10 protein-coding genes are annotated in these 12,784 nt (G+C 71.7%); 8 read left to right on the top strand and 2 right to left on the bottom strand.

What is annotated here, in order from left to right:
• Window positions 1–23 precede the first annotated feature (23 nt).
• The 3 genes from ACQP00_RS45775 to ACQP00_RS45765 all read left to right on the top strand — a co-directional run bounded on the left by ACQP00_RS45775 (window position 24) and on the right by ACQP00_RS45765 (window position 4,062).
• On the top strand, window positions 24–872 hold the full coding sequence (locus ACQP00_RS45775) for a DUF4142 domain-containing protein (RefSeq protein ID WP_433209727.1): 849 nt from the start codon (window positions 24–26) through the stop codon (window positions 870–872).
• Between the two features lie 182 nt (window positions 873–1,054).
• Window positions 1,055–3,181: a carboxypeptidase-like regulatory domain-containing protein gene (locus tag ACQP00_RS45770; protein ID WP_433209725.1), complete on the top strand. Its 2,127-nt coding sequence runs from the start codon at window positions 1,055–1,057 to the stop codon at window positions 3,179–3,181.
• 71 nt (window positions 3,182–3,252) lie between these two features.
• Window positions 3,253–4,062 carry a LysR family transcriptional regulator gene (locus tag ACQP00_RS45765; RefSeq protein WP_433209723.1) on the top strand — a complete coding sequence of 270 codons (810 nt, stop codon included), beginning with the start codon at window positions 3,253–3,255 and terminating at the stop codon, window positions 4,060–4,062.
• Here ACQP00_RS45765 and ACQP00_RS45760 read toward each other — a convergent pair.
• Window positions 4,049–4,792, bottom strand: a complete 744-nt coding sequence (locus ACQP00_RS45760; protein WP_433209721.1) for an SDR family NAD(P)-dependent oxidoreductase — start codon at window positions 4,790–4,792, stop codon at window positions 4,049–4,051. The two genes, ACQP00_RS45765 and ACQP00_RS45760, sit on opposite strands and share 14 nt — an antisense overlap.
• A gap of 182 nt (window positions 4,793–4,974) precedes the next feature.
• On the opposite strand from ACQP00_RS45760, the gene ACQP00_RS45755 reads away from it, so the two are divergent.
• The 5 genes from ACQP00_RS45755 to ACQP00_RS45735 are packed head-to-tail and all read left to right on the top strand — an operon-like array spanning window position 4,975 to window position 12,298.
• Window positions 4,975–6,033, top strand: coding sequence for a DUF559 domain-containing protein (locus tag ACQP00_RS45755; protein ID WP_433209719.1), 1,059 nt, complete (start codon window positions 4,975–4,977; stop codon window positions 6,031–6,033).
• 6 nt (window positions 6,034–6,039) lie between these two features.
• On the top strand, window positions 6,040–6,939 hold the full coding sequence (locus ACQP00_RS45750) for a hypothetical protein (RefSeq protein ID WP_433209717.1): 900 nt from the start codon (window positions 6,040–6,042) through the stop codon (window positions 6,937–6,939).
• Window positions 6,936–10,130, top strand: a complete 3,195-nt coding sequence (locus ACQP00_RS45745) for an ATP-binding protein (protein ID WP_433209715.1) — start codon at window positions 6,936–6,938, stop codon at window positions 10,128–10,130. Before ACQP00_RS45750 ends, ACQP00_RS45745 begins: the two co-directional genes overlap by 4 nt.
• A gap of 6 nt (window positions 10,131–10,136) precedes the next feature.
• Window positions 10,137–11,525: a hypothetical protein gene (locus ACQP00_RS45740; RefSeq protein WP_433209713.1), complete on the top strand. Its 1,389-nt coding sequence runs from the start codon at window positions 10,137–10,139 to the stop codon at window positions 11,523–11,525.
• Between the two features lie 14 nt (window positions 11,526–11,539).
• Entirely contained in the window at window positions 11,540–12,298 is a 759-nt protein-coding gene (locus ACQP00_RS45735) for an alpha/beta fold hydrolase (protein WP_433209711.1), read from the top strand.
• Here ACQP00_RS45735 and ACQP00_RS45730 read toward each other — a convergent pair.
• Complete coding sequence (locus tag ACQP00_RS45730) at window positions 12,279–12,728, bottom strand: iron chaperone (RefSeq protein WP_433209709.1); 450 nt, start codon at window positions 12,726–12,728, stop codon at window positions 12,279–12,281. The genes ACQP00_RS45735 and ACQP00_RS45730 overlap by 20 nt on opposite strands.
• Window positions 12,729–12,784: the final 56 nt, after the last annotated feature.

Genomic DNA, 12,784 nt, shown 5'->3' with positions numbered 1-12,784 from the left:
TCCCAGGATTGGAGGGCGCCCTCATGCGCGTCCCGTTCAGTGTCAAGGCCTGTGCCGCCGCGGTCGTGCTCGCCGCCGCGGTGGCGCCCGCGCCCGCGCAGGCGGCGCCGGGTGATCTGTCGTCGATGGACAGGGCGTTCCTCGAGGGCGCCGGGCACGGTGGTGCCTACGAGGTCCAGGGCGGCCGGCTCGCGGCCGACCGGGCGGCCGACCAGGGGGTCCGGTCGTTCGGGCAGCGAATGGTCACCGACCACACGAAGGCGGGCGACAAGCTCGCCGCGCTCGCCGAGGATCTCGGCGCCAGTGTCCCGAAGTCGCCCGACAGCGTGCAGCGCAACATCATCGAGATCTGGTCGGGGCTGAAGGGGGCCGACTTCGACTGCTCGTACGCGCCCGCGGCGTACGCGGATCATGTGGCCACCATCGGGCTGTTCGAGCGGGAGGTCGCCGACGGGCGCAACGCGAAGCTCATGGCGTTCGCCCGCGACACGCTGCCCACGCTGCGCACGCACCGCGGGATGGCCGCGATGAACCTCGACGGGCTCGCGTGCGGTACCGGAAACAGCAACGACGTGCCGATCGTGCACCCGACGCCGACGTGGACCCACCGGCCCGATCCGCGCCCGTGGCCGACGATGGGGCCGACGCACCGCCCGACGCGCCACCCGACGATGCGGCCGACGCACCGCCCGACGATGCGGCCCACCGCGCGGCCGACGCGGCACACCCCGACGGCGACGCCGAGCGCGACCAGGACCGGACGGCCGACCGCGCGCCCGACCCGCTATCCGACGGTGCGCCCGACGTCGTGGCCGACGCGGCGTCCCGCGATGCCGACGATGACCATGACACTCCCGACCAACGTGCCATAAACCATCCCGTTTGTACGGCCCGGGCTCGCTCGTGCGACCCCGGGCCATCGAGCGCCGACGACGGAAGGTGTTTAGGCAGGTCGATGGCTGGTGCCCCCACGGCGCCGGCGAATTGGTGCATCATGTGCGAGCGGCGCGCGGCGAAGCGCCGCAACTCCACCCCTTTTTCATCAGGAGCGCACATGCGTCAGCATGCTCTGCGCCGTCCGCTGCTCCGTGCAGCGCTGACGGTGACGATCGCCGCACTGTCCCTGGTCCCGATCAGTCCCGCGCTCGCCGCGACCGGCACAGCCACCATCACCGGTCACCTCACCGATGCCGCCGGCCACCCCGCCGCCGGCGCGTTCGTCTGGGCGCAGACGAACGACATGAGCTCCACCGGCTCGGCGACCACCGACGCCGACGGGGCCTACTCGATCCCGAACCTGGCCGCCGCGGACTACCGGATGAGCTTCCGCCCGGCCGGTGGCGGCTTCGCCCAGTGGGCCCACCAGAAGACCAGTTTCGGCTGGGCCGACCCGATCACCGTGGGCGCGGGAGCCACGGTGGTCGTCGACGAGCAGCTGCTCCCGACCGGGTTCATCAGCGGCGACCTGCTCAACCGCGACGGCACCCCGGCGACCGGCTCGGTGACCGCCAACTCCTCGCCCGAGAACTTCTACATCGACTCGCACGGCCTGCAACTGGACGGGACCTACCGGTTCGAGCTGCCGGTCGGCGCGTACAAGCTCGGGTTCCGGGTGCGCGACGCCTTCACCCAGTTCAACGGCGGCGCGCTGACCTTCGAGGCGGCGGCGCCGATCCAGGTCACCGCCGGGCAGACGGTCGAGCTGCACGACACGGTGCTGCCGACCGGTTCGATCGGCGGCCGGCTCACGAACCCCGACGGCTCGCCGGCCGCCGGGGCCAGTGTGTCGGTGCGGACCCCGGACTACAGCCTGTACTCCTACGGCACCACCGGCGCCGACGGCCGGTACCGCATCGACAACCTGCTGCTGGCGCACTACATCGTCGGGTTCGCCGGGCCGAACTCCGTGACGCAGTACGCGCACGGCACGCTCAACCCGGACACCGCGGCGACGTTCGCGGTGACCGACGGGCAGGTGACCACGGTCGACGAGGCGTTCCTGCCCACCGGCAAGGTGCGGATCGTGGCCCACGACGCGACGTCGGGCGCGCCGCTCTCCGGCTTCTGCGCGTACGACTTCGGCACCTCCAGCATCGGCGGCTGCACCGACGGCACCGAGGTCGTCCTGAACGACGTGTTCGTCGGGCAGTACAACTTCGAAGTCAACATCGATGACCGGCAGCACTTCAACGTGCGCAACGCGGCCGTGACCGTGGCCGCCGGCCAGACCACGACCCTCGACGTCGCGATGCGCCGCGGCGCCTCGATCACCGCCCGGATGGTCAAGCGCGACGGCGGGGCGGCCACCGACGGCTGCGTGCAGGTCGCGCGGGTCGGCGACATGTTCTCCTGGTCGGAGTACGGCTTCTGCTCCGACTGGCAGCCGGACCCGGTGACCGGCTCCGTGGTGGTCGGCCCGCTCGAGCCGGGCGCGTACTCGGTGATCGCCAAGCCGCGCGCCACCGACCTGGGCATGCAGTGGCTCGGCACCGGCGGGGGCACCGGCGACCGGGACACCGCGGCGCAGTTCACCGTCGCGGTCGGGGACAACCTGCAGCTGCCGAAGGTGCGCTTCGACAAGGCCGGCACGATCCAGGGCAAGGTGACCGACGCGGCGACCGGCGCCGCGTTGCCGTACACCTGCGTCTGGGTGGTCGCGCTGAGCTCGTACTTCGGCGGCTCCGGCGACTGCCCGAGCTCGGCGGGCGCGGACGGGACGTACACCATCTCCGGCCTCGGCCCGTACGCCTGGCCGGTGGAGTTCGCGCGGGGGCAGTACCAGTGGCGCTGGTCGGGCAACGCGGCCGATCGCCACGACGCGGAGAAGGTGACGGTCAAGGCGGGCAAGACGGCCAAGGCCAACCTCAAGCTGCGCGACGGCGGCGGCACCGTCACCGGCGTCGTGCGCGACGCGAGCGGCCACCAGGCGGACGTCCTGGTGACCGCGTTCAGCACGGTGACGGGCGAGCCGGTGCAGTTCATCGGCGGCCGGTACACCCCGGAGGGCCAGCCCGCCGGCACGTACACCATCGCCAACATCGCGCCGCAGCAGGTCAAGCTGTACTGGTCCACGGACGGCGGCCGCAGCAGCGGCTGGGTCGGCGGCGCCGACTTCGCCCACGCGCAGCCCGTGCAGATCCGCAACAACAAGACGACGACGGTGAACATCACCGTGTCGTGACGCCCGCGACGGCCGGGGTCCGCTGCGCGCGGGCTCCGGCCGTCGCCGTCGGGCTGGGTACCCTCGGACGCATGGATCGTCCGGAGGTCCGGGACCTCGTGTACTTCGTCGCGGTGGCCGAGCACCGCCACTTCGGCCGGGCCGCCGAGAAGCTGGGCATGGCGCAGCCCCCGCTGTCGCGCGCGATCAGCCGCCTGGAGCGCCGGATGGGCGTCCGGCTGTTCGAGCGCACCAGCCGCCGCGTCGAGCTGACCCCGGCCGGCGAGGTGTTCCTGCGGGAGAGCAGCCGTGTCCTCGACGCTCTGGACGGTGCCGTCAGCCGTACCCAACGCGCCGCCCGCCCGCGCCGCCTGATCCTCGCGGCGCCGGCCGGCACCGACGTCGGCCTGCTCGCCGAGGTGCTGGCGGCGTATCGGCGCGAGCCACAGGCAGTACACGTGGAGGTGCTCTTCACGACGGCACAGGGCGCGGCCGTGCGGGCCGGGAACGCCGACGCCGCCTTCATGTGCAGCAGCGACGACCTCGACGCGCTCGACTCGGCCGACCTGCTCGACGAGACCCCGGTCGCGCTGTTGCCGGCCGCCCACCCGCTCGCCGCCCGGGCCGCGTTGACGCTTGCCGACCTGGAGGCCGACGCCCGCTACCGCGCGCAGCCGCCGCCGGTCGGCCACGACGAACTCCTCGACCGCGTCGCCCTCGGCGAACTCGTGATCCTCACCGGCGCGAGCGCGGCCCGCCGCCTGGGCGCGTCAGTCGTCGCCGTGCCCGTGCTCGGCGTCCCGGCCAACCGCATCGTGCTGGCCTGGCCGCGGGGCTCCCGCTCGGGCGCCCTCGCGAGCTTCGTCGACATCGCCCGCGCGGTCGCGGTCAGAGCTGGTTGACCCCGCCGTCGACGAGCAGTTCAAGGCCCGTGATGTAGCTGCTCTCCCCGGACGCGAGGAACAGTGCGGCGGCCGCCTGCTCGGCCGGGTCGGCGACGCGCCCGAGTGGCACCCCAGCAGCAAGCATGGCCAAAAAAGCGTCTGCGTCGGTACCCGCGGGTGCGTTCCCCCGCACCATCGGCGTCTCGGTCGTGTGCGGTGCGAGCGCGTTCACCCGGATGCCGCGCTCCTTGAGCTCAGCGGCCCAGGTGCGCGTCAACGACCGGACACCGGCCTTCGCCGCGGCGTACAGCCCGGCCCCGGCAATGCCCCGGCTCGCGAGCGTCGAAGAGCAGAGAATGATCGACGCCTTGTCATTGAGCAGCGGCAGCGCCTTCTGCACCGTGAACAACGCACTGCCGAGATTGAGCCGCATGGCGTGCTCGAAATCGTCCTCACCCACGAGCCCGAGCGGCGCCATGGACGCCCCGCCGACGTTCGCGAACAGCACGTCGATCCGCCGCCCGTCCGCCCCGACGGCGGCGTACAACCGATCGAGGTCGGCCAGGTTCGTGGCGTCGCCCGGCACCCCGGTGGCGCCGATGCTGATGACTGCGGCGTCGAGTTCGGCCTTGCGCCGCCCGGTGATGTAGACGTGCGCCCCTTCTTGCACGAAGCGTTTCGCGGTGGCGTAGCCGATACCTTCACTGGCACCGGTCACGACCGCGACCTTGCCGTCGAGCAGACCCATGTTCCATCTCCCATGTGACTCGCGATTGCTGACGCAAGTCCACTTCGCGGCGGCCGCCCGAACAATGACCGCTTCGGCAACCGGCGATGCGTGCGAGGTATCGCCGGGCCGCGCAGGACCCGGAATGGCTCGGGCGAAGAGCCGACTGTGGTCATCCGTACCGCCGCGTACGGTTGGCCACCGTGACCCCGCAGCGGTGGTGGGCCGAACCGCCGCCGGGCCAGGCCACCTACCTGGCCGGCGTCGAACCCGCGCTGCTCGGCGTGGGGCTCGATCCGCTGCCGCCCGACGCGCCGGCCGTCGTGCGGTTCCGGCCGGCGGCCGGGTTGCGGGTGGGGCAGTACGTCGCCGCCTTCCTCGACGCCCTCGATCAGGCCGCGGTCCGGCTGTTTCCGCGCTGGCTGCCCGGCGCCGAGCACCTCGACGGCCCGTCCGGGCTCGGCCTCGCCGCCGTGCGCCTGCTCGCGGCCTCGGTCGCCGCCCGGTCGGACCGCTTCGGGCCGTTCCTGGCGGCCACCGCCGAGCGGGCGCTGCGCGGCGATCCGGTGGAGGTGCGGCCGCGGTTTCCTGCCGAGGTACGGGCCCGCGGCCTCGCCGGCATCATCAGCGACGCCTACGACCGTACGGCGGCGGCGGTCCTCATCGACGTGCCGCCCGGCCTGACCCCGGACGGCGAACGCGCCCTCGCCGCGGCCGCCGAATGGCTCGCCGAGCACGGCCGGTTCACGGTCTGGCTCGCCGGCCCGCCGCTGCCCAACGTGGACCGCCTCCCCTCGATCCGGCTCGCGCTGCCCGAATACCTCAACCGGCTCGCCGCCGAACCCGGCCCCGGCCCGGATCCCGCCGGCGCCGTCGAGCCGCCGCTGCTGACGTACCCGCCGATGTCCGGCCTGCCGCGCGCGGACAGCCCCGCCGAGCAGGCCCTGGAACGGGCCCTCGCGCCGCACGACTGGGCCCGCGGGCGGCGCTGGAACGAGGTGCTGCAGTGGCACGTCCTCAGCAAGGCATACCGCGTGGACCTCTTCTGGCCCGCCGACGGCCTCGTCGTCGAGGTCGACGGCGACGACCATCGCGAGCGCTGGAAGTACGCCGACGACCGGCACCGCGACGCCCAGCTGCAGGTGCTCGGGCACGACGTCCTGCGCTTCACCAACGCCCAGGTCCTGACCGATCCGCAGGCGACCGCCCTGATGATCCGGGACCTGCTGCTGCTTCGCCGCACCCCCCTCCCACAGAAATGAGGCACCGTGCCAGCCAATGCCCGCCTGCGTGAGAACCAGACCAAGACGCTGACGATCCTCATGTCGGAGGGTCGTGCGCTCACCAACAAGGAACTGAAGGAACTCGGCGGTGGCGAGCTGAAGAGTTCCGGGGGGCTGGTCGAGCTCGGCCTGGTGGAGGTCGGCCGGGCCGGCCGGTCGCTGACCTTCGCCATCACGGCCAGCGGCCGGCGGCAGCTGGAACAGCCGGAGCCATCGAAGCCGCAACTTCCGCCGTATGACCGGAGCCTCCCGAAGCTCTCGCCGAACCAGGTCTTCGCCCTCCTGGTGCTGATGTCCGAGGCCCGCCCGATGGACAACACCGAGCTGCGGGACTTCGCCGGGTTCTCCCTCACCGGTGCGGACAACAAGAAGCTGGAGGCGCTGGGCCTGGTGGAGACCGACCGAGCCCACTCGCCGTTCTCGCACGAACTCACCGAGAAGGGCTGGGGACTGGTGCGGAGGCTGCATCTGCTGGAGCCACCGAAGGAATCGAAGTCGGCGGTCCGCACGCTGCTGACGCTGCTCGGCAACGTCGGCCGGTCGCTGGAGCAGTTGCAGATGGGTTACGGCGAGTTCTTCCGGCGGCAGGACGTGCCGGTGGGGGAGAGCGTGGTTGAAAACGTGGACGCCGAGTCGCAGGTCCGCAAGGCGTACGCGGCGCTGGCCGGGCGTCCGGGTGAGTGGGTCGGTCTCGCCGATCTCCGCGACGAGCTGCCCGGCCTGGCCCGGTCCGAGGTGGACGCCGTGCTGATGGCGCTGCTCCGCCAGGACGGCGTGCGGATCATCCCCGTCGCCAACACCAAGGGCCTCACCGCGCGCGACCGGGCCGCCGCCATCGATATCGGCGGTGAGGACAACCACGTGCTGTCGATCGGCCGGCCGTGATTCCCGCCGCCGAGCGGGCCGCGCTCGAGGCCCTGCACTTCAACCCCGCACCCACCCCGGACGATATCTGGCGTCCGTCGCCGTACGACGTGCCCCAGCTGCACGAGCGGGCGGTCCGGTACATCCTCAGCGGCGTCGGCAAGGCCCGGCGCGACGACACCGTCACCCCGCTCGGCGTGGCCCTGCAGGGACGCGCCGGCTCGGGCAAGACCCACCTGCTCGGCGCGCTGCGCGACACGATCCAGCGCGCTGACGGCGGCGGCTACTTCTTCCTGGTCAACATGATCAGCGGCCGGACCTTCTGGGAGAGCACCGTCCAGGGCATCCTCGGCGGCCTGTCCCGCGACACGCCCGGCTCGGGGACGCAGCTCAAAACGTTCCTGCGCCGGCTCGTGCCGTATCTGGGCATCTCGCCGGAGGCCCGCGACGCGATCGTCGGCAACGCGCCGCTGACCCGGAAGCACATGGACGCCTTTATCGCCGGGCTGCGCGGATTCAACAAGGACGTCGGTCTTGAGTGCCAGGACACCGCCCGGGCACTGGTGCTGTACGGCTCGCTCAATTTCGATCATCAGGACATCGGCCAGGCCCACCTCATCTCCGAGCCGACCGAGCCTGAGGACCGCGTGGACTGGGGTTTCACCGCCCACGTCCGCCTGCCGCAGGAGGTCGTCCGCGACATCTCCCGGCTCATCGCGCTGACGCTGAGCCCCAGCGTGATCGCGATCGACCAGTTGGACACGCTGTTCGCGCAGACCGCCGTCACCATCGCCAATCGTCATGAGGGCCTGGAGGTCGGTCAGGCGGCGAACGTGGGCCTAGTCGCCGACGGACTGCTGACCCTTCGCGACGTCACGCAGCGCACCGTCGTGGTGATGTCCTGCCTGCCGGACACGTGGGAACTGTTGAAGCGCGGTGCCGCCAACCCGGTCGTCGAGCGGTTCCGGGAGACGGTGCTGCCCGACCGGATCGACCATGTCGAGATCGCCCGCAAGATCGTGGAGGTGCGCTTCGCCGAGGTCTACGGTGAGCACCACCTCGCGCCTGGATACCCGACCTGGCCGATCCGGCCGGAGGCGTTCGACGATGCGGTTCTGTTCACGCCCCGCCTCCTGCTGCGCCGGGTCGACCAGCACATCCGCCGCTGCCTCGACGCGGACGAGATCACCGAGCTGGAGCGCTTCTCCGATCTGCCCCCGATCGATCACAGGATTGGCGGCTCTGGCGCGGCGGTCGGCAAGTTCGCCGAACTCGACGCCACGTTCGAGCGGCTTCTGCGCGAGGCGGACGTGAGCACGGCCCTGGACAAACACGGCGAGGACGTCGCGATGCCGCCGCTGCTCGCCGCGGGCGTGCGCGCGTGGATCGATGAGCGCGCACCCACGGGCGTCGTCTACAAGCAGGACGCGCCCCCGAGCGCGAAGCCGGACCTGCATGCGCGCTTGGTCAAGGTGCTCGACGAGACGACGGAGAACGAGGCGCACTGGGGCTTCCGGGCCATCGCCCACGACAGCGCTCGCGCCGTCATCGCCCGGATCAAGAACGCCTGCACGGCGACCGGCCTGGACCGCGCCGTGCCGCAGCGCAAGCTGGTGCTGTTGCGGCGCGGCAACTGGCCGACCGGTCCGCGCACTGCCGAGGCCGTGAACAATTTCCTGTACGAGGGCGGGATCTGGCACCGGATCGACGACGGGGACCTCAAGGTGTTCGCCGCGCTGAAGCAGATGCAGGCGATGCCGCACGCCGCGCACGGTGAGTGGCTGGTGTCCCGGCGGCCGGCGAGCCGGACGCGCCTGTTCCGGGAGCTGTTCGGGGAGGCCGGCGAGACGGCGGAACCGGGTTTGGCGCCGGCGCCGTCACCCGAAGCGGTCGACTTGCCTGTGCCGGAAGCGGAAGCGCCCGATGTGCGTGTGCCGATGATGGCCGCGCCGGTCGAGGCGGAGGGGGACGGGCGGACGATTCGGCTCGGGCGGGTGTTGCAGGACGAGGCCGCGTTCATGGTCGATCTGGAGTCGCTGCGGCGGCACACGGTGGTCTTCGCCGGGTCCGGGTCGGGCAAGACGGTACTCATCCGGCGGCTGGTCGAGGAGTGCGCCCGGCAGGGTGTCTCGTCGATCGTGCTCGATCCGAACAACGACCTGGCCAGGCTCGGCGATCCGTGGCCGGAGCCGCCGGCCGGCTGGGGGCCCGGCGACGACGAGCGCGCCCGCGACTATCTCGAACATACCGATGTCGTCGTCTGGACGCCCGGGGTCAGCGGGGGGCGCCCGCTGAGTTTCCAGCCGTTGCCCGACTTCACGCCCGTGCGTGACTCGCGGGACGAGTTCGATCAGGCGATCCGGGCGGCCGTCGAGGCGCTCGCGCCGCGGGCCGGGGTCAGCGGTACGACGAAGCTCGCCGCCCAGGGTAAGGCGGTGCTCACGGAGGCGCTGCAGGCGTACGCGCGCGGCGGTACCGTCGGGCTCGAAGGCTTCACGGACTTCCTGGCCGACCTGCCGGAGGACGTCAGCCGGATGAGCCGGGCCGGGAAGCTCGCGCACGACCTCGCGGAGACGCTCAAGGCCGCGATGGTGAACGATCCGCTCTTCGGCGGCAAGGGGGCGTCGGCCGACCCCGCGGCGCTGCTGACCCCGTCGCCGGGCAAGCGCGCCCGGGTCTCGGTGATCAGCTTCATCGGGCTCATGTCGGACCAGGAGCGGCAGGGCTTCGTGAACCAGCTGCAGATGGCCCTGTTCACCTGGCTCAAGCGCCATCCGGCCGGCGACCGCCCGCTCGGCGGCCTGTTCATCATGGACGAGGCCCAGACCCTGGCCCCGGCCACCGGCGCGACCGCGTCCACGGCGAGCACGATCACGCTGGCCTCGCAGGCCCGCAAGTACGGGCTCGGCCTGGTCTTCGCCACCCAGGCGCCGAAGGGCCTGCACAACCAGATCTCGGGCAACGCGACGACGCAGTTCTTCGGCCTGCTGAACTCGCCGGCCCAGATCGACGCCGCCCGCGAGCTCGCCCAGGCCAAGGGCGGCCGGCTGCCCGACATCGGCCTGCTCGGCAGCGGCCAGTTCTACGCGGCCGGCGAGGGCTTCTCGTTCGTCAAGGTGCGCACGCCGCTGTGCCTGACGTACCACCCGAAAGCCCCGCTCTCGCCCGAGGAAGTCGTCAAGCGCGCCCACCGCTCGCCCAACCTGGAGTGAAATCGCATGCCCTCGGAACGCTCTCGCCGCGAACACCTGCTCGACGGCCGCCGGGTCCGCATCCTGGACCTGATCGAGGCCGGCCTGCTGAAGCCGGGCGACGACCTCTTCTACCACCAGCGCGTCGGCGACCCCCCGCACGAGGCAACGGTCACCGACCGCGGTCGGCTCCGGCTGCGCGACGGACGCGAGTTCAACACCCCGTCCGCGGCCGGTGCCGCCGTGGCCGGAATCAGCGCCGTGCCCGGATGGTCGGTGTGGCGGGTCGGCCGCGACGGTCCGACCCTGCACACGCTCCGCCAGCGCCTGCTCAAGTCCGTCGCCGACGAGGTCAGCGCGGACAGTGTGGCCCCGACCCAGAAGGACGACCTGGTGCGCCGCCGGTTCGGGTTCCTGGAGGAGGCCCACGCCCGGGCGGCGGCCGGCGAGCCCATGACCCTGACCGTGCGCCAGATGATCAAACACTGGGGCCTGACCGATCGCGACCAGACCGCCAGTGCTCAAGTCAGCGCCGACCTCGCCAACCACAACCTGACCACCGCACCGGATTTCCGGGCGGTGGGCATCGACAGCACCGTCCGCATCCTCGAGGAGCCCGAGCGCCGCGCGGAGACGGCGGCGGCCCCGGCCGACGAGACCGAGACGGAGATAGAGGGCGCGGACGACGAGGAGACCGTCGACATCGGGCTGAAGCTCGGGAATCTGTTGCCGGCCGAGCGGAGCCTCGCCTCGGTCGCGCCGAGCGCCTCGTTCGAGGAGGTGATCACGATGCTGCAGATCAACGACTACTCACAGGTCGCGGTCCTGGCCAACCAGCACACGCTGCACGGCGCCATCTCCTGGAAGTCGATCGCCGAGGCCAAGCACCTCAACCCGGCCGCCGCGGTGAGTGACGCCATTCGTCCGGCGCAGGTGTTCGAATACGACCGGCGCCTGCTTGACGTCCTGCCCATCCTGCAGCAGGAGGAGTTCATCTTCGTCCGCGACTTCGACGGCGAGATCGGCGGCATCATCACCGCCACCGATGTGGTGGGGAAATACGACGACACGGCGACCCCGTTCTTCCTCATCGGCGAGGTGGACCAGGAACTGCGCCAGCTGATCGTCAACACCTTCGACGAGGAGACGGTCCGCGGTGTGTGCAAGGCCGGCGGGGCCCCGTTCAAGTCGTTCGAGACGATGACGGTCGGCCAGTATCAGGCGGTCCTGCGCAACGAACAGTGCTGGAAGCAGCTCGGCTGGCCGGTCGACCAGGCACAGTTCATCGAGCGGCTCAACCAGATCCGGCAGGTGCGCAACAACGTCATGCACTTCAACCCGGACCCGCCGAAGCCGTCCGACGTCGACAAGCTGCGGATATTCCTTCGGCTCATCCGTTTCTACCGGAAGCATTGAAATAGCATCGGTTGATGGTTGACGTACGCGGAACCGCCGGGCCGGCGGTGCTCCTTCTGCCCGGCGGGGCCGAGGCGGTCGACGGGTTCTTTCCCGGGCTGGCCGAGGGGCTCATCGCCGACCCCGGCGCCCGGGTGCTCCTCTACGATCGGCCGGCGGCGCCGCTGGCCGGGGCCTCCGCGGACCTGCACGCGATGCTGGGCGAGGCGGGGCTCGGACCGGTCGTCGTCATCGGCCAGAGCCTCGGCGGGGCCGTCGCGCTGTTGCTTGCCCGCGACCACCCCGGGGATGTGGCCGGCCTGGTGCTGCTCGACCCGTCGCCCGTCAACGACGTGGCCGGCGCGGGTCAGGTGGAGCGGGCCATGCGCGTCATCCTGGCCCTCAGCCGCGTGCCGCTGGCCGGTCGGGCCATCCCGGCCCTGATGCGCAAGGCCGTCGAACGGTCCGGCAAAGGGCGGGACGAGCCACCGGAGATCCGGGCGGCGCGGGAGCGCATGCGCGACGTCGACCTCGAGAAGCTCGGCCGCGCCGCGGAAGGGCTCGAAGCGCTGGCGCGGGGGTTTCGTGAGGCGGACCTGCCGCGCGTACCGGCCGTCGTGGTGACCGCCGATCGCAAGCCCACCGCGCGGATGCGGCAGGCGCACCGGCGGCTCGCCGAGGCGCTCGGCGCGCCGCTGCTCAGCTGGCCCGGTGCGCAGCACGAGGTGCATCTGTCGCATCCGGGCGAGGTGCTGGAGGCCTGCCGCCGGGTGGTCAGTTCGCTGCGCGCTTGACGAGTTCGGCGATGCGCGCTTCGACCTGCGGGGTCAGGGACTGCAGGGCGTACGCGACCGGCCAGAGGTCGCCGTCGTCGAGGGCGGCGTCGTCGTTGAAGCCGAGGGTCGAGTAGCGCGTCTTGAACTTCGTGGCCGGCTGGAAGAAGCAGATCGACTTCGTGCCCTTGTAGTAGGCCGGCATGCCGTACCAGAGCTTGGGGGCGAGGTCCGGCACGGCCTCGGTGATGATGGCGTGGACGCGCTCGGCGATCGCGCGGTCGTCGTCGGACATCTCGGCGATCTTCTCCAGCAGCGCCTTGGCGTCCTCGGCGGCCTTGTCGGCCTTGGAGCCGCGGCGGGACGACGCGGCTCGGACCTCGGCGGCGTGTTCCTTCATCGCCGCGCGCTCGTCGTCGGTGAAGGTCTGGGTCGTCGCTTTGCGGGCCATGGCGGGCGCTCCTCGCAGTTGCATGATCGGGACGTTTCCCATGCTAGGAGGGCCCG

The organism is Dactylosporangium sp. CS-047395, from assembly GCF_050942185.1.
GTDB lineage: Bacteria > Actinomycetota > Actinomycetes > Mycobacteriales > Micromonosporaceae > Dactylosporangium.
The sequence above is the reverse complement of the archived record's forward strand: the minus strand, read 5'-3'. Positions and strand labels throughout refer to the sequence as shown.

Excerpts from the sequence above, each read along its gene's own strand:
- ACQP00_RS45775 (WP_433209727.1), top strand. The coding sequence starts at position 24 with ATGCGCGTCCCGTTCAGTGTCAAGGCCTGTGCCGCCGCGGTCGTGCTC.
- ACQP00_RS45730 (WP_433209709.1), bottom strand. The coding sequence starts at position 12,728 with ATGGCCCGCAAAGCGACGACCCAGACCTTCACCGACGACGAGCGCGCG.
- ACQP00_RS45760 (WP_433209721.1), bottom strand. The coding sequence starts at position 4,792 with ATGGGTCTGCTCGACGGCAAGGTCGCGGTCGTGACCGGTGCCAGTGAA.
- ACQP00_RS45765 (WP_433209723.1), top strand. The coding sequence starts at position 3,253 with ATGGATCGTCCGGAGGTCCGGGACCTCGTGTACTTCGTCGCGGTGGCC.
- ACQP00_RS45735 (WP_433209711.1), top strand. The coding sequence starts at position 11,540 with ATGGTTGACGTACGCGGAACCGCCGGGCCGGCGGTGCTCCTTCTGCCC.
- ACQP00_RS45770 (WP_433209725.1), top strand. The coding sequence starts at position 1,055 with ATGCGTCAGCATGCTCTGCGCCGTCCGCTGCTCCGTGCAGCGCTGACG.
- ACQP00_RS45740 (WP_433209713.1), top strand. The coding sequence starts at position 10,137 with ATGCCCTCGGAACGCTCTCGCCGCGAACACCTGCTCGACGGCCGCCGG.